Below are 19,640 nucleotides of genomic sequence, written 5' to 3' on the forward strand. Positions count from 1 at the left end.
GGGTTACTTCTCCCGCCGCCAGTTGATCGACCCGCGGTTTTCCACGGTGCTCGACTCCACTTCCACGTCGAACCCGCGGCGCAGCAGGTACTTCAGCGTGATCACCGAACCGGCACCGACCAGCGACACGCCGTAGCCGACGTACAGCTTGGGCGAGATGTACTTGCCGACACCGATCACCGAGCCGCCCAGCGCGCGCGACTGGCTCACGCCGGCATCGTCCAGGCCCAGCTTGGCGCCCAGCTGCGAAGCCAGCAGGCCGCTGCCCGCCGAGAGCGCCGCCGAGGCCGCGTTGACCTGCTGCGCCTGGTCGCTGCTGGCACCGGTCAGGCTGCGTCCCAGCACCAGATAGGCCAGTGCCTCGGACTGCGACATCGCCGGATCGGACCACACGTCCGCGCGCGGCTGCTGCGCACGCCCGGTCACGTCGATGCCGGCGGTGACATCACCGATCCGGCGCTCGGCGCGGATGTTGATGCGCGGGTCGGACACCGCGTTGTAGTTCCAGGTGAGGTTGCCGCGGGTGATGGTCAGGTCCTGCCCATACGCCTTGTAGCGGCCGCTCACTTCCAGGCCGCCATTGGCGGTCATTTCACGGCCGGGCTTGGCCCAGACCTGCATCTTGCCGGTCAGCGCGCCCTTCAGGCCGAACCCGGTCATCTTCACCTTGTCGCCGAGGCTGACCGTCAGGTCCATGTCCAGCGGCGAGGTGCGCGACTCTTCCGGATCGGCCGGGTCCAGCACCACCACGTCTTCGGACACCGAGGTGCCACGGTCCAGGCGCTCCAGGTCGATGTCGGCCTCGGGCACGTGCACGGTGCCACGCAGCTCCATCGCCGCCTTGGCCAACGTGAAGTCGAGGTTGGGGTTGGCGACGATGCGCAGCTCGCTGGTGTTGGACAGCAGCACGTTCTCGCCGTGGATCTTCAGCTGCAGCGGCTGTGCATCACCGAACCACGACAGGCCGCCGTCGACATACAGCGTGCCCTGGCCCGAGTTGGCCTGCGCGGTGATCTTGGCCGAGCCGTCGGGCTGGGCCACGAAGCTGCCCTTGCCCTGATCGAAGGTCAGGCCAAGCGCGGGGAATTCGCCCTTGAAGTTGCTCAGCTGCGCGTCGCCGCCCAGCGACGGCTGCCCGCGCGTACCGCGCAGGCTGACGTGGCCTTCGATCAGGCCGGTCGGGCGCACGATGTCCGGCGAGAACAGCTCCAGCCAGTACAGCCGCGACATGTTGAGGTAGAGCTCACCGTTCAGCGGTGCGCTGGCTTCCCAGCCGGTCTGCATCTTCGCGTCGACGAAGCCATTGCCCTGGAAGCCCATGCCCAGGTAGCCCTTGATGCTGGCCGGGGTCATGTCGAGCTTCAGCGAGAACTGGTCATAGCGCACCAGCTCGCCGCGGGTGGTATCGCCCACGGTGTTGCGGTTCTCGCCCAGGCGCACGCCGCCTTCCTTCGAGCGCACTTCCACATGGCCTTCCCAGGCCGCGCCGCGCGGGCGGATCTGCGCGTCCAGGCTGACGTCGCCGCGCAGGTAGATGCGGCGGCCGGACTGCGGCGGCAGCCACGGCTGCACCAGCGCCAGCGGCAGCGCGTCACTGCGCACCACCAGGCCTTCGCGCGGCCAGTTGGCCTGTGCGCACAGCGCACCGCTGCTGGCGGCGGCCAGGCAGGCTTCGGACAGGGTGTAGGTGCTGCCGTTGATCGCGAACGCCGCCGGTGCACGCAGCGACCACGCATCACCCTTCACCGGTGCGATGCGCAGCGAGGCCAGCTCGCCACGCCACTGCGCCCCCTGCTGGCGCACGCTGCCCTGCAGCTCGATCGCGCCCATCTCATTACGGGTCTGCGCAGACAGGCGCAGGTTGGACACACTGCCCTGCGCATCCACGTTCAAGCGCTCCAGCAGCATGCCGGCGTTGACCTGCTGGCCCTGCACCGCCAGCGTGCCGCTGTCGCCGCGCCACGGCAGGTGGCCCTTGATGCTCACGCTCTCGGCGCCGTAGCCCTCCCAGTTGAGATTGTTGCCGACCAGGTCGGCGGTGATGTCCGGCGCATCGCGCGGCCCCTTCACCTGCACCTGGCCGCGCAGGCCACCGTCGGCGCCCGGCAGCAGGTCACTCAGCTGCAGCGGTTCGAAACGTGCATCGATGTCGAGGCGGTCGCCGACCTTGCCCGACGCGGTCACCCGGCTGCTGCCCAGCGACAGCTTCAGGTCACCCTGGCCCTGCGCGCCCTGCAGCGCGAACTTGCCCTGTGCATCAAGGTTGCGCTGGCGCAGGATGCCCTTCAGCGACGGCAGGTCGACGGTGGCTTCCAGCGTGCCGGCCGTGCCCGGTGCGGCATTGGCCGGCGGCGGCAGCTGACGGCCCTTGGAGGCCAGGTTGCCGGACAGGCGGCCGTTCCAGCCCGGCACGAAATAGCCGGGGTCGAAGTCCTTCAGCGTCGCCTTGGCGTCCCAGTCCAGCTGCGGCGCCCAGGCCACCTGGCCTTCCACCTGCAGCTGCCCACCCGGCGTCTGCGCCTGCAGCTGGTGGATCGACGCGGCCTGGTCATTGCCGCGTACGTCGAACTGCAGCTGCGCCTTCTGCGCCTCGCGTTCGATCTCGGCACGGCCGATCGCCGCCCAGGCCTTCAGGGTACCGGCCAGGCCGAAGCGTGCTTCCTTCAGGGTGACCGGCACCGGTGCGCTGCCAGCCGTGTTCGGGTCGGGTGCCGGCACGTAGGTCAGATCGCGTGCGACCACCGAGAAATTGAGTTTCTGCTGATCGTCCTGGCTGAAGTCGGCGGTGCCTTCCAGCCGCGCTTCGCCACCGAGGCCCTTCACCAGCAGCGGTGAGACCTTCAGCACCTGGTCCTGCAGCGACACCACCGACGGTGCCAGTTCCAGCTCCTGGTCGCCCTGCTTCACCCTGCCGCGCAGGTTGGCATTGCCGCCCTTGCCGGCGGCGGTGAAGTCCAGCGACAACGGCGCAATCGCCGAGCTCGCCAATGCTGGCGACAACAGCGCCAGATCCAGCTCGTCGCTGCGGATGCTGGCGCTCCAGCTCGGGTCGGTGCGGCCATCGAACACCAGCATCGCGTGCAGCGGCTTCGGCGCGCGCCCGGCTACGGCCACTTCCATGTGCGACAGGTCACCGCGTGCCACCAGCCCCACCGTCGCTGCGGTACGGCCACGCGGGGCCGGCAACACTGCGGTGACGGTCACGTCGGTGTCGTAGTCCTTGGCCGGGATGTAGCGGCCCTGGGCGGTGAAATTGCCCATGTCGCTGTCCACGACCAATTTGTGCGCCTGGAACTCGCCATTGGCGATCTCGATGCCACCACGCACACGGCTGATGTCGATCACCGGCTCGTTGGCCTGGCTGATGCGGAAGCCGTCGATGGCAATGGCATCGGCCTGGATCGCCAGCGGCATTTCGATCTGCGGCAGCGAATCGGGCCACGACGGCAGCTTGAACGGCTCGTCACTCTTGGCCAGGTTCAGCGTGGCGTTGGTCAGCTCCAGCTTGTCCAGCAGCAGCTTGCGGCCCAGCAGCGGGCGCAGGTCCGGCTCCAGGTGCGCGCGCTCGGCGTGGAAATGGATGTCGTCGTAGCGGAAGTCGACGTTGTAAAGGGTCAGCGGACCGGCCACCGGGCCTTCCACCTTGTCCCAGGTGAAGCTGGCGCCCACCGGCAGCCGCGCCACCACCTGGGCCAGCAGCACATCGCGGCCGGCCACGGTCTGCAGCAGCCAGTACACCGCCAGCAGGGCCAGCAGCACCACGCCGATCACGCCGACGCCGGACCAGGCCCAGAAGCGGCGGCGTCGGTAGAAGCGCACGCGCGGCGGTGGCGTGCCGGGGCTCGGTGCGGGCGTGCTCACAGGTCCGCTCCGATGTTGAGGTACAGCTGGAACTGCGAGTCCGGATTGTTCAGGCCGTGCGCGATATCCACCCGCACCGGGCCCACCGGCGATTTCCAGCGCACGCCGAAGCCGACGCCGGTATGCAGGTCAATGGTGTTGTCGAAGGCGCTGCCGGTATCGACGAACACCGCCGCGCCCCACGGGCCGCCATTGAAGTAGTGCTCGTACTCGGCCGAGCCGATCACCAGGTTCTTGGCGCCCAGCGCGTATTTGTCGGGTTTGGGCGTGCGCGGACCAACTTCGCGGTAAGCGTAGCCGCGGATGCTGCGATCACCGCCGGCGAAGTAGCGCAGGCTCGGTGGCATCGCCACCAGGTCGCTGGTCCAGGTGGTGCCGCCTTCACCGCGCAGGATCAGGCGGTTGCTTTCACCCACCGGGATGTACCAGCGCAGCACGGCGTTGGCCTGCACGAAGCTGGTATCCGAGCCGGCGCCTTCCACGCCGGCACGCACCGTCGCCGCGCCGCTGATGCCCTTGCGCGGGAACATCTCGTCGTCGACGTTGACGTAGTCGGCAACCATCTGCGGGTACACCAGCGTCGAGGTGTTGTAGACGGCGTCGGTGAATTCGGTGCCGGACGCGTAGCGCCAGCGCTCGCGCAGTGCGTTGATCGAGGCGATCGCGGTCCAGTGCTCGTTGATCTCGCCGCTGCGGCTGGCGATCAGCTTGAAGTTGCGCAGATCGATGTAGTCGGTCTGCTCGTCGTACGCGCTGGCGGCGAAGGTGTACCAACCGTCGAGCCAGTTGAAGGCCGGAATGCGGTAACTGGTGACCAGGCTCTTGCGCTTCTGCGCATAGTCCAGCTGCGTGTTCATCTTGTGGCCGCGGTTGTTCAGGAAGCGCCGCTCGATGCCACCGCGCACACCCGGGCCGCTCTCGCTGCCGTAGCTCAGGCCGGCGGTATAGATGGTGCGCTTGGCGCGCGTCAGCTTCACGTCCACCGGCACTTCGCCGTTCTCGTCGGCCTGGTCCGGGCGCGGCTGGATGTCGATCACGCTGAAGTAGTCCAGCTTGGTCAGCGACTCGCGCAGCCGGTCCAGCTTGCCCTCGTGGTAGTAGCTGCCCTGGTCCCAGTAGACCAGTGGATCGAACAGCTTGTCGACGAAGTAGTCCTGCTGGAAGCGCACCGGGCCCATGTTGTAGCGGCGGCCGCTGTCCCAGGTCAGGTCGATGTCGGCGGCGTTGTCGGCGCGGGTGATCTGCACCTGGCGCTGGGTGTAGTCGGCGTCGAAGTAGCCGCGCTCGGCCAGGCGCCGGGTGATGGTGATCTTGCTGGCTTCGTACTGGGTGTGCTCGAAGCGCTGGCCCTTGCGCGGCTTGAAGGCGGCCAGGTCATCCTGCAGGTACTGGTCGTACATCGCCGGGCCGGTGATGTCGATGTGCTCGCGGCGCACGGTCACCGGGGTGCCCTTGTCGACATGGATCAGCACGCGCACGTGTTCGTCCTCGCGCGGTGCCTCGACCTTGATCACCGGGTTGTAGTACCCGAACGGTTCCAGTGCCTGGCGGGTCTGCCGCTCGGCCTGTGACAGCAGGTATTCCAGGCGCGATTCGCCCTGTTCCTTGCCGATCGTGTCGTACAGCGACAGCGATTCCTGGATGTTCTCGATGATTGCGGCGTCGTCGCCCTTGTCCAATCCCTTGATGTCCACCTTGTCGATGGTGCCGCGCGCGTGGACCACGGAAGTGGCGGCCAACGACAGGACCATCAGCGGCAGGGCGTATTTCTTTGGCTGCATGCGGGACAGCATACCGACCGAAGGTGACGATGCGAAATGCATCACGTCATTCGGGATCGGTTGTTAAGTGGCGGTCAAAATACGCACCTTTGTGGCGATCATCGTGAATGCAGGCGAGGATGCCGGCATCGTGCGCGATGCCGGCAATGACCCCGATGGACATCCACCGGCGATGCGGTGCGCGGGGGTAATGCCGGCCAGCGGCCGGCACTACCGATACGGGCATCAGCTCGACAGATGCTCGATCGCCGCGACCTTGCCCAGGCGCTCGCCCAGCATCGTCAGCAGCGCCAGGCGGTTGCCACGCAGCGCCAGATCGTCCGCATTGACCATCACCCCGTCGAAGAACGCGTCGACCTGCGGGCGCAGGCGCGCCAGGCGTGCCAGCACGGCCACGTAGTCCTTCTGGTGCAGGCTGGCGCCGGTGTCGTCGATGGCGGCGGTGACCGCTTCGGCCAGCGCGCGCTCGGCGTCTTCCTGCAGCAGCGCCGGGTCGATCTGCGCCGGAATGTCGCCCTCGGCCTTGCGCAGGATGTTGCGGATGCGCTTGTTGGCCGCAGCCAGTGCTTCGGCTTCCGGCAGTGCGGCGAAGGTGCCGATCGCATCCAGGCGGCGGTCGAAGTCGTACAGCGAGGCCGGCTTCAGTTCGGCCACCGCGTTGAAGTGCGTGGCCGGCACGCCCTTGTCGCCGTAATAGCCCTTCAGGCGGTCGAGAATGAAGTCGTACAGCTCGCCGGCATCGGCCTGCACGTTGCGCGCGGCCAGGCCGGCGTTGGCGCTGGCCAGCAGCGCGCGCAGGTCCAGCTCGAAGCCGCTTTCGATGATCGTGCGGGCCAGGCCCAGCGCATTGCGGCGCAGCGCGAACGGGTCCTTGTTGCCGGTCGGCTTCAGGCCCGCGGCGAAACCACCGGCCAGCGTGTCGACGCGTTCGGCGATGGCCAGCACCTTGCCCAGCGGCGACAGCGCGATGTCATCACCGCCGAAGCGCGGCTGGTAGGCCTCGTCGATGGCCAGCGCCACCTCGGTCGATTCGCCACCGGCCACGGCGTAGTGGCGGCCGGCGATGCCCTGCAGCTCCGGGAACTCGTTGACCATGCGCGACTGCAGGTCGTTCTTGGCCAATCCGGCAGCCCGCCTGGCCTGCACGGCATCGGCGCCCACCTGGGGTGCGATCACTTCGGCCAGGGCGGCCACGCGCGCCACCTTGTCGGCCACGCTGCCCAGCTTGGCCTGGTAGGTCACCGTCTTCAGGCCGTCGCCCATCGACGCCAGGCCCTGCTTCAGGTCCTCGTCGAAGAAGAACTTGGCGTCGGCGAAGCGCGGGCGGATCACCCGCTCGTAGCCCTTGGCCACTTCGGCCACGTCCTTCGATTCGATGTTGGCGATGCCGATGAACTTCTCGGTCAGCGTGCCTGCGGCATCCAGCACCGGGAAGAACTTCTGGTTGATCTCCATCGTTTCGATCAGCGCTTCCTGCGGCACTGCCAGGAACGCACGTTCGAAGCTGCACAGCACCGCCGACGGCCACTCGACCAGGTTCACCACCTGCTCCAGGTTGTCGTCGGTGATGCGGGCGCTGCCACCGGCCCTGGCCGCGGCGGCCTCGACCTCGGCGACGATGCGCGCACGGCGCTCGTGCGGGTCGACCAGCACGAAGGCGGCGCGCAGGGCTTCAACATAGTCCTGCGGCTGGGCCAGCGACACGGGCTGGTCGTGGTGGAAGCGATGGCCACGGCTGACACGGCCGGCCTCCAGGCCGAACAGTTCGGCCTCCACCACCTCGGTACCGTGCAGCAGCACCAGCCAGTGCGCCGGGCGGGCAAAGCCCCAGGTGTGGTCGCCCCAGCGCATCGGCTTGGGAATCGGCATCGCTGCAATCGCCTCGCGCAGGATCTCCGGCAGCAGGCTGGCGGTGCGTGCGCCCGGGGTCACCGCGCGGTGCACGAAGCGCTCACCCTTGTTGTCGGTGGTCTTCTCCAGCGCGGTCCAGTCGATCCCGGCCTTGGCGGCGAAGCCCTGCAACGCCTTGGTCGGCTGGCCTTCGGCGTCCAGTGCGATGTTCAGGTACGGGCCCAGCACTTCGCTGTGCTGTTCCGGCTGTTCCAGGCCCACGCCCGGCAGCAGCACGGCCAGGCGGCGCGGGGTCGACAGCGGGCGTGCATCACCCAGTTCCAGCGCGACGCCGCGCGTGCGCAGGCCTTCGACAACACCGTCGAAGAACGCCTGGGCCAGGCCCGGCAGCGCCTTGACCGGCAGCTCCTCGGTGCCCAGTTCGATCAGCAGGGGGGACAGTTGGCTCATCGGTTCGATCCTGTGGTGGGGGCGCAGCGCGCGACGCGTCCGGCGCCCCGGGTAGTTGATGAAAAGCGGGTGGGTGCCGACGGCCCGTCAGGCCTTCTTCGCGCCCGGGAAGCCCAGCTTCTCGCGCTGCTCGTAGTACGCCTTGGCCACCGCCTGGGCCAGCGCGCGCACGCGCAGGATGTAGCGCTGGCGCTCGGTCACGCTGATCGCGCGGCGTGCATCGAGCAGGTTGAAGGTGTGGCTGGCCTTCATCACCTGCTCGTAGGCCGGCAGCGGCAGGCCCACCTCGACCAGCTTCTGCGCTTCACGCTCGCAGGCATCGAAGCGGTGGAACATTTCGTCCACGTCGGCGTATTCGAAGTTGTAGGTGCTCTGCTCGACTTCGTTCTGGTGGTAGACGTCGCCATAGGTCACCGGTTGCCCGTCCGGGCCGTAGGTCCAGACCAGGTCGTAGACGTTGTCGCAGTTCTGCAGGTACATGCACAGGCGTTCGAGACCGTAGGTGATCTCGCCCAGCACCGGGCGGCACTCCAGGCCACCGGCCTGCTGGAAGTAGGTGAACTGGGTCACTTCCATGCCGTTGAGCCAGACTTCCCAGCCCAGGCCCCAGGCGCCCAGCGTCGGCGATTCCCAGTTGTCCTCGACGAAACGCAGGTCGTGCACCAGCGGGTCGATGCCCAGCGCCTTCAGCGAATCCAGGTACAGCTGCTGGATGTTGTCCGGCGCCGGCTTCATCGCCACCTGGTACTGGTAGTAGCGCTGCAGGCGGTTCGGGTTCTCGCCGTAGCGGCCATCGGTCGGGCGGCGCGAGGGCTGCACGTAGGCCGCGTTCCAGCGTTCCGGACCGATCGCACGCAGGAAGGTGGCCGGATGGAAGGTACCGGCGCCCACCTCCAGGTCGAGCGGCTGGATGAGCACGCAGCCCTGCTGGGCCCAGAACTGGTTCAGGGTCTGGATCAGGCCCTGGAAGGTGATCGGAACGGTCGGGGTCGCGGACATGCGTACGAGTCTTGGCCGGCAAGGGGGTGCGTTAGTATAACGGCCGACCTGCGGGGCATTCCGTACCCGGGAGGAGCAGGCAGATGGAACATCGGCTGCCGGTGGGCACGCCCGGCGAGCCAGGCGACATCCCGCTGCCGTGGGGCCGCCTGCATTTCGAACAGGTCTGCGCAGCGCTGCTGGCCGATGGCCTGGTGGCCGAGCACGACGTCGAGCGCATGCGGTTTTCCGCACAGGGCGCGCGCAATGCCAGTGAAGTGCACCCGCTGGTGTTGCTGTCCAACCTCAAGCTGGCCGCCCGCGACGGTGGCGAACTGACCCTGGAACGCCTGACCGAATGGCTGGCCCGGCGCACCGGCAGCCGCTACCTGCGCATCGATCCGACCCGGGTCGACGTCGCTGCGGTCACCGCGCTGGTCTCCCATGCCTACGCCCGCCGCCACCGCTTCCTGCCGCTGGCGGTGGATGCCGAACGGGTGCTGGTGGCCACCAGCGAGCCGCTGGTGCAGGAGTGGCGCCGCGACCTGCAGCACCTGACCCGCCGCAGCATCGAGCTGGCGGTGGTCAATCCGCTCGACCTGCACCGCTACACCATGGAGTTCTACGGGGTGACCCGCTCGGTGCGTGGCGCGCGCGGCGATGTCCGCGGCGAAGCCAGCACCACCCTGCCCAGCTTCGAGCAGCTGGTCGAGCTGGGCCGTACCGGCGACGTCAATGCCGACGACCAGCACATCGTGCACATCGTCGACTGGCTGCTGCAATATGCCTACGAACAGCGCGCCTCGGACATCCACCTGGAACCGCGCCGCGAGATGGGGCGCATGCGCTTCCGCATCGATGGCGTGCTGCACAAGGTCTTCGAGGTGCCACCGGCGGTGATGACCGCCGTGGTCAGCCGCATCAAGGTGCTCGGCCGCATGGACCTGGCCGAACGCCGGCGCCCGCAGGACGGCCGCATCAAGACCCGCTCGCCGGGCGGCCGCGAGGTCGAGATGCGCCTGTCGACCATGCCCACCGCCTTCGGCGAGAAGTGCGTGATGCGCATCTTCGACCCGGATGCCGCCTTCAAGAGCATCGACCAGCTGGGTTTCAGCCCGCAGGAGGCCGCCGGCTGGAATGCACTGGTCGAACGCCCGCACGGCATCGTGCTGGTCACCGGCCCGACCGGCTCAGGCAAGACCACCACCCTGTATTCCACGCTGAAGCGGCTGGCCACGCCGGACGTGAACGTGTGCACCGTGGAGGACCCGATCGAGATGATCGCGCCCGAGTTCAACCAGATGCAGGTGCAGGCCAACATCGACCTGGACTTCGCCAGCGGCGTGCGCACCCTGCTGCGGCAGGACCCGGACATCATCATGATCGGCGAGATCCGCGATCTGGAAACCGCGCAGATGGCGGTGCAGGCCTCGCTGACCGGCCATCTGGTGCTGTCCACGCTGCATACCAACGACGCGCCGTCGGCGGTCACCCGCCTGCTCGACCTGGGCGTGCCGCACTACCTGCTGGCCAGCACCCTCAACGGCATCCTCGCCCAGCGCCTGGTGCGCACCCTGTGCCCGCACTGCAAGCAGCCGCACACCCTTGGTGCTGCCGACTGGGCGGTGCTGGCTGATAGCCAAGCTGCATATCCAGATGCCGCCACGCCCTGTCGGCCGGTTGGTTGCCTGGAGTGCCGGCGCACCGGATTCCTCGGCCGCATCGGCCTGTATGAGTTGCTGCCATTGGGCTCGCGGCTGCGTGGGCAGATCCGCGCCGACATGGATCTGGCCGGTTTCACCCGTGCCGCGCGGGCTGAAGGGCTGCGAACCCTGCGCCAGGCCGGGCTTGAAAAGGTGGCGCAGGGGCTGACTACAATCGAGGAAGTCCTGTCAGTCCTGCCGCCCCCGGATGAACCCAGCCCCGTTCCTGATCCTTGAAACCGGCCGACCGGTGCCGTCGCTGCGCCGCTACGGGCGCTTCCCTCACTGGATCCGGGTGGCTGCCGGGCTGGAAGAGCACGAGACGGTGGTGGTCGATGTCGAACACGGGGATGCCCTGCCCGACCCGCATGCCTTCGCCGGCGTGCTGGTGACCGGCTCGGCCGCCTTCGTCACCGACCACGCCGAATGGAGTGAGCGCAGTGCCGCATGGCTGCGCCAGGCCGCCCACGACGACTTGCCCGTGTTCGGTATCTGCTACGGGCACCAGCTGCTGGCGCACGCGCTGGGTGGCGAGGTGGCCTACAACCCGGCCGGGCGCGAGTCGGGCACGATCGAACTGGAGCTGCAGCCGCAGGCCGCGCAGGACCCGCTGTTCCAGGGCCTGCCGCAGCACTTCGCCGCCCACGCCACCCACCTGCAGACCGTGTTGCGCGCGCCTGACGGTGCCGAAGTACTGGCACGCTCGCCGCTGGATGGCTGCCATGCCTTCCGCTGGGGGCGCCAGGCCTGGGGCGTGCAGTTCCACCCCGAGTTCGCCACCCACCACATGCGCGGCTACGTGCGTGCCCGCGCCGACTGCATCGGCCGCCATGGCGGCTGTGCCCGCAGCATCGAGCGCGCGGTCAGCGCCGCACCGCTGGCGCGCCAGCTGCTGCGCCGCTTCGTTCGCCAGGCGCGGCTGTCTTCAGCCCAGCCGGCGGCAAAACAGGGATAATCGGCGGCACGGGCAAGCGCCCGGCCCCCTCCTGTCCTTCCCGGATGTCCATGAAAGAGATTCGCAAGCTGCCGGCCTCGGCGGGCGCCCAGTGGTTGCTGGATACGTTCTCGCTGTATCGGCGTGCGCCGCTGCAGCTGGCCCGGATCGGTCTGACCTGGCTGCTGGTGAGCTGGGTGGTCACCCTGTTGTCGACGCTGATTCCCGGCGCTGCCGGCATGGCCGTGCAGCTGATGACCCTGGCCATCTCGCCGATCATGTTCGGCGGCATGCTGTACGCCGTGGGTGAGATCGACGAAGGTCGCCCGGGCCTGGCCTCGCACCTGCTGCAGCCGATCCGCGACCACCGCGTCAGCCACCTGCTGGTGCCGCTGGCGATCCAGGTGCTGGCGGTGCTGCTGCTGGGCGCGCTGCTGTTCCTGATGATCGGCCGCGAAGGCTTCACCGCCTTCAGCGAGGTCATGACCAAGATGGAAGAGATCAGCCGCAGTGGCCAGCAGATCAAGCCGGACGATGCCGCGGCGCTGGTGGCCAACCTGCCGGCCAAGCGCATCGCACTGTGGATGCTGCTGGTGTTCCTGAGCGCGGTCGCACTGTCGCTGGCAATGTTCACCCAGCCGGCGCTGGTGGTGTTCGACAAGCAGAGCGGCATGCACGCGCTGCGCCTGAGCCTGCAGGGCTGCATCGAGAACATCGGCGCAATGATCGTGTTCGCCGTGCTCGGCCTGATCGCCGCGTTCTGCATCTACATCCTGTTCGTGATCGTGATCCAGATCGCGATGCTGATCGGCGGCCCGCTGGCCGCCGCCTTCATCGCCCAGCTGGTGCTGACCACGGTGCTGATGCCGCTGTATGTCGGCGCGGTCTACGCCGCGTGGAAGCAGATGTTCGTGCACCGTGGCAGCCGCGCCGCACCGCCGATCCCGACCACGCCGACCTCGAGCGACATCTTCCACGCCTGATGAAAAAAGGGGACGGAGGGGATTAAGTCGTTAGCTGCACACACTGGGCATAAACGACTTAATCCCCTCCGTCCCCTTTTTTCTTTCAGGCGGCGGGCTTCTTGACTGCCGACGACGGCACCAGCCAGCGTGCGGCGTGGATGCCCAGCTCATAGAGCAGGCACATCGGGATCGCCAGCATCAGCTGCGAAACCACGTCCGGCGGGGTCAGCACCGCCGCCAGCACGAAGATGCCGACGATCGCGTAGCCGCGGCCTTCCTTGAACTGCTGCGGCGTCACCCAGCCCAGCAGCACCAGGATCACCATCGCCACCGGCAGTTCGAAGCTGCCGCCGAAGGCGAAGAAGATCGCCAGCACGAAATCCAGGTAGGCATTCGCATCCGGGGTGATCGCAATCACGTCCGGGCTGAAGGTGGTGAGGAAGTGGAACACCGCCGGCAGCACCAGGAAGTAGGCAAAGGCACAGCCGGTGTAGAACAGCAGCACCGAGGACACCAGCAGCGGCACCGCCAGGCGCTTCTCGCGCGCATACAGGCCGGGCGCGACGAAGGCCCACAGCTGGTACAGCAGCCACGGCACCGCCACGAACAGGGCAACGAAGAAGGTCAGCTTCAACGGCGCGAAGAAGGCGCCGGCCGGATTGGTGGCAATCATCGTCTGCCCGTTCGGCAGCTGCGAGACCAGCGGCTCGGCCAACGCGTTGTACAGCTTCTGGGTGAACGGCAGCAGCGCCAGCAGCACCACGCCCAGGCCCAGCAATGCGCGCACCAGGCGGCCGCGCAGTTCCACCAGATGTTCGACCAGCGAGCTCTCGCCGAAATCCTGTTCACTCATGGCTGGCGCTCCGTGCGCGCGGCGGCGGCGCACCGGCTTCTGGGGGTGTCGCCGGCGTCGGCTCGGGAGCGACGCCCTCCTGTACCGGTGCATCGGCACGGGTCAGGCCGCTCATATGCGGCGGCAGATCCGCAGGCGCCGGTGCGCGTACCTCCTGCGCCAGCGTATCGCCCTGCTGCTGCGCCTCCTGCGCTTCGCGACGGATCGCTTCGCCGCTGGCACGCAGCTGGTTCTCGGTGTCCTGCATGCCCTGGCGAACGTCCTGCATCTGCCGCTTGATCTCCTCGGCCTGCAGTTCGCGCTCCAGTTCCTGTTTCACCGAATCCCATTGATTGCGGGCGCGACGCACCCACAGGCCGGCAAAGCGGGCCGCCTTGGGCAGGCGCTCGGGACCGAGCACCACCAAGGCGACCACGGCGATCACCAGCAGTTCGCTGAAGCCGATATCAAACACCGCGACCGCTCCGGATCAGCGAGGGGTGCGGTCGTGCTCGTCCTGCGCGGTGCGCGAGGCGTCCTGGCTGCGCGACTCGTCGCCCAGCTGCGCGTTCGGCTTGTCGTCGTCGCGCATGCCCTTCTTGAATTCCTTGACCGCCGAACCGAGGTCCTTGGCGCCACTGGTCAGGCGCTTGGTGCCGAACACCAGCAGGACGATGGCCAGCACGACCAACCAATGCCAGATGCTGAAACTGCCCATAAAGACGCTCGTTACGTTAGTGATCAGGCTGTCGAGCATAGCGCACCGGCTGTTAGCCGGCGCGCGTGACGAAAGTCAGTTTCCGCCCAGCGTTTCCGTGCGGATTTCGCCGTCGTTGACCGGCTGGAAGCCCTGCTGCTGCGGCGGCGGGTTCTGCGGAACGTTCTGCAGCGGCGCGGTGGTGGCCTCAGCCGGCGCAGCCGGCGCTGCCTGAACAGGCGCCGGAGCAGCGGCCGGGGCGGCAGCCGGGCGCGGCGCGCTGCCGCCGTTGCCGCTGCGGTTGTTGCGCGCCGCGTAGGTGGCCTCTTCCAGGCGATCGCGGAAGGCGACCACATCCATCGACGGCGAACCGGCGGCGCGGCCTTCGAAGATCATCCGCGGCGTAGTGTTGCTGCCGTAGGCGTCCAGATTGGCGGCATCGTCGATCTGCAGCACCGCGCCATCCAGCGCGACGCCGGCAAACAGGCCGCGGGCGCGCGACCAGGACCAGATCTCGGCCTTCAGCTGGCCGTCGGTGGCCGCGGCGGCGTTGCGGCCCACCGGACCGGCGGCGACGCCAGCGTCGGCACCCAGCGTGAACTTGCCGTTGACCAGGTTGTCCAGGCTGCGGTCGTTGCGGAACACCAGCACCACATCGGAGGACTGCACGCCGGCCTGGAAGCCGATGCTGCCGCCGGTAAGCTTCACGAACACCGGGTTGGACCAGGCGCCGTTGGGCATGCGCACCGACATCAGGCCGTGGCCACGACGACCGCCAATGACCAGACCGGCCTTGATCGTGTCGGGAATGACGATGACCGCGCGGCCTTCGTCCAGCAATTTATCCGGAATGCCCTGTTCAGGGATTTCCTGGATCTCCGCCAGCACGCGCACGGCATTGCGGGCGCGCTGGTCTTCCTGCGGTCCGGCCATGGCCTGGCTGGACAGCAGGCTGGCGGCGATCAGCAGGGCTTGGATCGGGCGACGCATGGCAGGCTCCAGAAGTCAGTCCATAGGAAGATATAGCAAGTGACTGAAATTAGTAGTGTTGTCATGAATCGCCAATGAGCGCTCCCCGCTCACATAGATGCCCGCTATGCCTGCAATCCGAACCCTGCATCCCAGTGCGACACCGGATCGGCGACAATGCACCCCATGCTCGACGCACCCGATACCGCCGTGCTGGCGGTCAACCTAGGCACGCCCGATACGCCGACGGCCCCCGCCGTACGCCGTTACCTGGCCGAATTCCTGTCCGACCGCCGCGTGGTCGCGATCCCGCCACTGCTGTGGCAGCCGCTGCTGCGCGGACTGATCCTGCCGCTGCGCAGCAGCCGTTCGGCGGCCAAGTACGCCCAGGTCTGGCTGCCGGATGGCTCACCGCTGATGGTCCATACCCGGCAGCTGGCGCAGGCGATGCAGGCCCTGCTGCCAACCCTGAAAGTGCGCCACGCAATGCGCTATGGCGAACCGGCCCTGGCCCACGAGCTCGACCGCCTCGCCGCCGAAGGCGCACGCCGCATCGTGGTGCTGCCGCTGTACCCGCAGTACTCCACCACCACCACCGCCTCGGTCGAGGACCGCGTCGACGCCTGGCAGCGGCGCAACCCGGGCGTGACCGTCAGTCTGGTACGCGACTACTCGGTCGACCCGGGCTGGGTCGAGGCCGTTGCCGGCTCGATCCGCCGCTACTGGGAACAGCACGGCCGCAGCCAGAAACTGATGTTCTCCTTCCACGGCATCCCGCAGCGCCTGGCCGACGCGGGTGATCCGTATCCGCGGCGCTGCGAGGCCAGCGCGCAGGCCATCGCCAACGCGCTGGGCCTGGGCAAGGATGACTGGCAGATGGGTTACCAGTCGCGCTTCGGCCGCGAGCGCTGGCTGCAGCCTTACGCTGAGCCGAGCCTGTGGGCGTTGGCCGAATCCGGTGTGAAGCAGATCGACGTGGTCTGCCCCGGCTTCGCCACCGATTGCCTGGAAACGCTGGAAGAAGTCGCGATGGGCTTCACCGAAACGCTGGCCGAACGTGGCGCGACGATGCGCTACATCCCCTGCCTCAATGCCGAACCGGAACACGCGCGCGCCCTGGCACGACTGGCCGTGGCCTCGCTGGCATGAGTCTGCAACCCTTTGAACTCGAGGTGGGCGGCACCCGCGTCGCCGGCCTGCGCAACAGCGGCGACGGCCCGCGCGTGCTGGCCCTGCATGGCTGGCTCGACAATGCCGCCAGCTTCGTGCCGCTGGCGCCGCACCTGGCGTCGCTGCAGCTGGTGGCGATCGACCTGCCCGGCCATGGCCACAGCGCGCACCTGCCGGCCGGTGCCAGCTACACCACGGCGGCCGCGATCTGCCACGTGCTTGATGTGGCCGACGCCCTGGGCTGGGACCGCTTCAGCCTGCTCGGCCATTCGATGGGCGCCGGCATCGCCAGCCTCACCGCCTCGGTCAGCGACCGCGTCGAGCGCCTGGTGGCGATCGAAGCTCTCGGCGGCCTGCGCGGCCCCGAAGAAGAGACCGCCCATCGCCTGCGCGAGCATGTGAGCGCCACCCGTGCGTTGGCGCGCAAGCAGCTGCGCGTGTTCCCCGACCTGGCCGCGCCGATCCGCGCACGGATGATGACCAACCAGCTCAGCGAACCGTGCGCACGACTGCTGGTCGAGCGCGGCGTGGAACCGGTCGAAGGCGGGTATCGCTGGTGCAGCGATCCGCGCCTGATGCTGCCCACCGCGATCCGCCTCAGCGAGGGCCAGATCGACAACCTGCTGCAGGCCATCGCCTGCCCGACACAGGTGATCTATGCCACGCCGGCGCAGTCGTATTATCCCGAGCCGATGCGCAGCGATCGCCTGCAGCACCTGCGGGATGGCCGGCTGGCAGTATTTCCCGGCAACCATCACCTGCACATGGAAGATCCGGAACAGATCGCAGGCGTGATCCTGCACTTCTTCAGCAACGACAACGCCGGCTGAGCGCAGGCGTCCGCGCGCTTCACTCCGCGCGTTTGCGGCCGATACATCAGTTGTGGGCCCCTGCGCCCGCTGCACGCGGGCCCGGTCGGTCCTGCGGCATGTGTCTGGTTCTGCAAGGAAGTCCGCATGCCCGCTCTGCTGCACCGTCACCCACAGGATGTGGCCGCGGTGTCCCGTCTCCGCGTCGCTGATCGCGCCGCATCCCTCGAATTCCCGGCACCCGCCCTCGTCACGCCCTGCTGCGTGCGTTGCGGCGTGCTCGTTGTCGTCTGCTGACCCAGGAGCCTCCGATGTCCATTGCATCCGCCCGTCCCCCCGATACCGCCCGCCTGTCGCACCTGCAACAGCTCGCCCGCGGTGCTGACCGCCGCCTGCTGACCGGCAGCGCGGCACTGGCCGTGACCGGGCTGGTGCTGGCCCTGCGCGGTCCGCACGGTGTGGCCGCCGCGTTGGCCGCGGGCGCTGTGCTGCCCGCCTTGTGGCTGGCCGGTCCGCTGGCAGGCCGCGGCATCGCCCGCAACGCCCTGGCAATCCTGGTGGCGCTGCAGCTGGCCCTGTTGTCCGCGATCGCCGGCCTGTCGCCGGCGTTGCCGATCGCCCTGCTGCTGGGCGTGCTGCTGGACCATCGCGATCGTCTGCCGGTGTGGCTGGCCGGTAGCATCGGCACGCTTGCACTGCTGGCCCCGCTGCCGGCCGGTGCTGCGGTGGGGCCGGCGCTGCTGCAGGCCGCGATGCTGGCCGGCCTGACCCTGTTCCTTGGCCAGGTCGCACTGCGGCTCCGCCAGCAGACCGAAGCACTCGGCCACGGTCCCCGCCGGCTGGCCGCGCTGGCGCGCGACATCGCCACCGGCGCCGATCTTGGTGCACATGCTGACACCACCGCCTACGCACCGGGTTCGCTGGCCCATGCGCTGGCCGACACCGCACGCCATGTGCAGGCCCAGCGTGGACGCGAAGCGGAGGCACACGCCGAGAACGCGCAGATCCGCCAGGCCCTCGATGCCTCGCGCACCGCGATGATGATTGCCGACAACGATCACGTGATCCGCTACGTGAACCGCTCGGTGGTGGCCCTGCTGCGCAACCAGCAGGCAACGTTGCGCCAGGCCTTCCCCGATTTCGATGCCGAGCGCCTGGTCGGTAGCAGCATTCATCGCTTCCACGCCAACCCGGACCGGATCCGCGCCATCCTCAATGGCCTGCAGGTCAGCCACAACGGCAAGGTACAGATCGGCCCGGTGCACTTCGCACAGGTGGTTACTCCGGTCTTCGACGCACAGGGCGTGCGCCTGGGCTTTGCCGTGGAGTGGCATGACCGTACCCATGAGCTCGCCTTGGAGAACGCCGTCGCCGGCATCGTCGCGGCCGCCGCCGCCGGCGACCTCGACCAGCGCCTGCAGGCAACCGAAGGTGCCAGCTTCCTCGATGGCCTCACCGGTGGCATCAACCAGCTGCTGGATACGTTGGGCAGTACGGTTGACGAGGTGCGGCAGATGCTCTCGGCGCTGGCCAGCGGCGATCTCGATCGACGCATGCATGGCGAGTATCACGGCGCCTTTGCCGCGATCCAGCGCGATGCCAACGCCACCGCCGGCCAGCTGGCGCGCATGGTGGGCCGTATCCAGCAGTGCGCGTCCTCGATCAGCACCGCTGCCAGCGAAATCGCTGCGGGCAATGGCGCGCTGTCCGAGCGCAGCGAGCGCCAGGCAGCGCACCTGCAGGAAACCGCCGCTTCGATGGAAGAGCTGACTGCCACCGTGCGCCAGAACGCTGCCCATGCGCGCGAGGCGAGCCAGCTGGCGATCACCACCCAGAGCGCCGCCAGCGACGGCAACGTCGCCATGCAGCGGGTCGTCGACACCATGCAGGCGATCGAGGGAGCCTCGAAGCGGATCGGCGACATCACTGGCGTGATCGATGGCATCGCCTTCCAGACCAATATCCTCGCGCTCAACGCGGCAGTGGAGGCCGCCCGTGCCGGCGAGCAGGGCCGTGGCTTCGCGGTGGTGGCCAGCGAGGTGCGCGTGCTGGCGCAGCGCTCCGCCGCTGCGGCTCAAGAAATCAAGAAGCTGATCGATGAGGCAGGTCGCCAGGTGGGCGAAGGCGCCCAGCTGGTGGCCGATGCGGGCCAGCGGATGCAGGGCATTGTCGGGGGCGTTGAGAATGTCAGCCACCTGATGCACGAGATCTCGGCGGCCTCGCAGGAGCAGTCGGTCGGCATCGAGCAGATCAACCAGACCGTGGCGCAGATGGACCAGGCGACGCAGCAGAATGCCGCGCTTGTGGAGGAAGCCACCGCGGCCGCACGCGAGCTGCAATTGCAGGCGGGTACGCTTACCGAGGCGGTATCGGTGTTCCGCCAGCAGGAACCGCACGAGGTCTCGCGGGCCGCCTGATCCGGGCCTGCAGTTCCATCCCGGTCAAGACGGCGCCCGCAGGGCGCCGTTTTTTTTGCCTGCTTTTGCGTGATGGGTCAGGAAAGTCCGCTTCCGGACCTGCCGTGAGGAGCGACCAACCCTGGCTGGCGCCGCATCCACACACGGCGTGGATCTTATCTCTTGCCAATCTGGCACCTTGGGGGCCGAGAGCCCGGCGTGGGCGACCGTGTGGATCCAGGTC

Annotated in this window: 14 protein-coding genes; 6 read left to right on the plus strand and 8 right to left on the minus strand. The window is 68.2% G+C overall.

Going from position 1 to position 19,640, the window contains the following annotated elements; genetic code table 11:
- Positions 1–3 precede the first annotated feature (3 nt).
- The 4 genes from AC5JLE_RS06985 to glyQ all read right to left on the minus strand — a co-directional run bounded on the left by AC5JLE_RS06985 (position 4) and on the right by glyQ (position 8,942).
- Positions 4–3,861, minus strand: a complete 3,858-nt coding sequence (locus AC5JLE_RS06985) for a translocation/assembly module TamB domain-containing protein (protein ID WP_262216720.1) — start codon at positions 3,859–3,861, stop codon at positions 4–6.
- A complete protein-coding gene (locus tag AC5JLE_RS06990) occupies positions 3,858–5,654 on the minus strand; it encodes an autotransporter assembly complex protein TamA (RefSeq protein WP_049407641.1) in 1,797 nt (598 codons plus the stop codon). Before AC5JLE_RS06990 ends, AC5JLE_RS06985 begins: the two co-directional genes overlap by 4 nt.
- Before the next feature lie 213 nt (positions 5,655–5,867).
- Positions 5,868–7,943: a glycine--tRNA ligase subunit beta gene (gene glyS / locus AC5JLE_RS06995; RefSeq protein WP_496065150.1), complete on the minus strand. Its 2,076-nt coding sequence runs from the start codon at positions 7,941–7,943 to the stop codon at positions 5,868–5,870.
- Positions 7,944–8,030: 87 nt separating this feature from the next.
- Positions 8,031–8,942: a glycine--tRNA ligase subunit alpha gene (gene glyQ, locus AC5JLE_RS07000; protein ID WP_014648902.1), complete on the minus strand. Its 912-nt coding sequence runs from the start codon at positions 8,940–8,942 to the stop codon at positions 8,031–8,033.
- Between the two features lie 83 nt (positions 8,943–9,025).
- Between glyQ and AC5JLE_RS07005 the strand changes: the two genes are divergently transcribed.
- The 3 genes from AC5JLE_RS07005 to AC5JLE_RS07015 are packed head-to-tail and all read left to right on the plus strand — an operon-like array spanning position 9,026 to position 12,541.
- Entirely contained in the window at positions 9,026–10,861 is a 1,836-nt protein-coding gene (locus AC5JLE_RS07005; RefSeq protein ID WP_014648903.1) for a GspE/PulE family protein, read from the plus strand.
- Complete coding sequence (locus AC5JLE_RS07010) at positions 10,833–11,579, plus strand: glutamine amidotransferase (RefSeq protein WP_014648904.1); 747 nt, start codon at positions 10,833–10,835, stop codon at positions 11,577–11,579. Before AC5JLE_RS07005 ends, AC5JLE_RS07010 begins: the two co-directional genes overlap by 29 nt.
- A 50-nt stretch (positions 11,580–11,629) precedes the next feature.
- The gene (locus tag AC5JLE_RS07015) at positions 11,630–12,541 is read left to right on the plus strand and encodes a BPSS1780 family membrane protein (protein WP_014648905.1); all 912 of its coding nucleotides are present in this window, start codon (positions 11,630–11,632) and stop codon (positions 12,539–12,541) included.
- 85 nt (positions 12,542–12,626) lie between these two features.
- Here the strand turns inward: AC5JLE_RS07015 and tatC are convergent, their stop codons facing one another.
- From tatC to AC5JLE_RS07035, 4 genes are all read right to left on the minus strand, one after another.
- A complete protein-coding gene (gene tatC, locus AC5JLE_RS07020) occupies positions 12,627–13,376 on the minus strand; it encodes a twin-arginine translocase subunit TatC (RefSeq protein WP_005420449.1) in 750 nt (249 codons plus the stop codon).
- The gene (gene tatB / locus AC5JLE_RS07025) at positions 13,369–13,830 is read right to left on the minus strand and encodes a Sec-independent protein translocase protein TatB (protein WP_496065151.1); all 462 of its coding nucleotides are present in this window, start codon (positions 13,828–13,830) and stop codon (positions 13,369–13,371) included. The genes tatC and tatB overlap by 8 nt, the downstream gene beginning before the upstream one ends.
- Before the next feature lie 15 nt (positions 13,831–13,845).
- Positions 13,846–14,073, minus strand: coding sequence for a Sec-independent protein translocase subunit TatA (gene tatA / locus AC5JLE_RS07030; protein ID WP_014648907.1), 228 nt, complete (start codon positions 14,071–14,073; stop codon positions 13,846–13,848).
- A 75-nt stretch (positions 14,074–14,148) separates the two neighbouring features.
- Positions 14,149–15,042: a lipid-binding SYLF domain-containing protein gene (locus AC5JLE_RS07035; RefSeq protein WP_024957775.1), complete on the minus strand. Its 894-nt coding sequence runs from the start codon at positions 15,040–15,042 to the stop codon at positions 14,149–14,151.
- Positions 15,043–15,207: 165 nt separating this feature from the next.
- Here AC5JLE_RS07035 and hemH point away from each other — a divergent pair, with 165 nt between their 5' ends.
- The 3 genes from hemH to AC5JLE_RS07050 all read left to right on the plus strand — a co-directional run bounded on the left by hemH (position 15,208) and on the right by AC5JLE_RS07050 (position 19,417).
- Positions 15,208–16,170, plus strand: coding sequence for a ferrochelatase (gene hemH, locus AC5JLE_RS07040; protein ID WP_197561341.1), 963 nt, complete (start codon positions 15,208–15,210; stop codon positions 16,168–16,170).
- The gene (locus AC5JLE_RS07045; RefSeq protein WP_046433313.1) at positions 16,167–17,021 is read left to right on the plus strand and encodes an alpha/beta fold hydrolase; all 855 of its coding nucleotides are present in this window, start codon (positions 16,167–16,169) and stop codon (positions 17,019–17,021) included. The genes hemH and AC5JLE_RS07045 overlap by 4 nt, the downstream gene beginning before the upstream one ends.
- 290 nt (positions 17,022–17,311) lie before the next feature.
- Positions 17,312–19,417 (plus strand): methyl-accepting chemotaxis protein, encoded by a 2,106-nt coding sequence (locus AC5JLE_RS07050; RefSeq protein ID WP_496065152.1) that lies wholly within the window; start codon positions 17,312–17,314, stop codon positions 19,415–19,417.
- The last annotated feature ends 223 nt before the right edge of the window (positions 19,418–19,640 follow it).

It is taken from the genome of Stenotrophomonas sp., assembly GCF_059505245.1.

Coding starts and splice junctions, on each gene's coding strand:
- AC5JLE_RS06990 (WP_049407641.1), bottom strand. CDS start 5,654: ATGCTGTCCCGCATGCAGCCAAAGAAATACGCCCTGCCGCTGATGGTC.
- glyS (WP_496065150.1), bottom strand. CDS start 7,943: ATGAGCCAACTGTCCCCCCTGCTGATCGAACTGGGCACCGAGGAGCTG.
- glyQ (WP_014648902.1), bottom strand. CDS start 8,942: ATGTCCGCGACCCCGACCGTTCCGATCACCTTCCAGGGCCTGATCCAG.
- AC5JLE_RS07005 (WP_014648903.1), top strand. CDS start 9,026: ATGGAACATCGGCTGCCGGTGGGCACGCCCGGCGAGCCAGGCGACATC.
- AC5JLE_RS07010 (WP_014648904.1), top strand. CDS start 10,833: ATGAACCCAGCCCCGTTCCTGATCCTTGAAACCGGCCGACCGGTGCCG.
- AC5JLE_RS07015 (WP_014648905.1), top strand. CDS start 11,630: ATGAAAGAGATTCGCAAGCTGCCGGCCTCGGCGGGCGCCCAGTGGTTG.
- tatC (WP_005420449.1), bottom strand. CDS start 13,376: ATGAGTGAACAGGATTTCGGCGAGAGCTCGCTGGTCGAACATCTGGTG.
- tatA (WP_014648907.1), bottom strand. CDS start 14,073: ATGGGCAGTTTCAGCATCTGGCATTGGTTGGTCGTGCTGGCCATCGTC.
- AC5JLE_RS07035 (WP_024957775.1), bottom strand. CDS start 15,042: ATGCGTCGCCCGATCCAAGCCCTGCTGATCGCCGCCAGCCTGCTGTCC.
- hemH (WP_197561341.1), top strand. CDS start 15,208: ATGCTCGACGCACCCGATACCGCCGTGCTGGCGGTCAACCTAGGCACG.
- AC5JLE_RS07045 (WP_046433313.1), top strand. CDS start 16,167: ATGAGTCTGCAACCCTTTGAACTCGAGGTGGGCGGCACCCGCGTCGCC.
- AC5JLE_RS07050 (WP_496065152.1), top strand. CDS start 17,312: ATGTCCATTGCATCCGCCCGTCCCCCCGATACCGCCCGCCTGTCGCAC.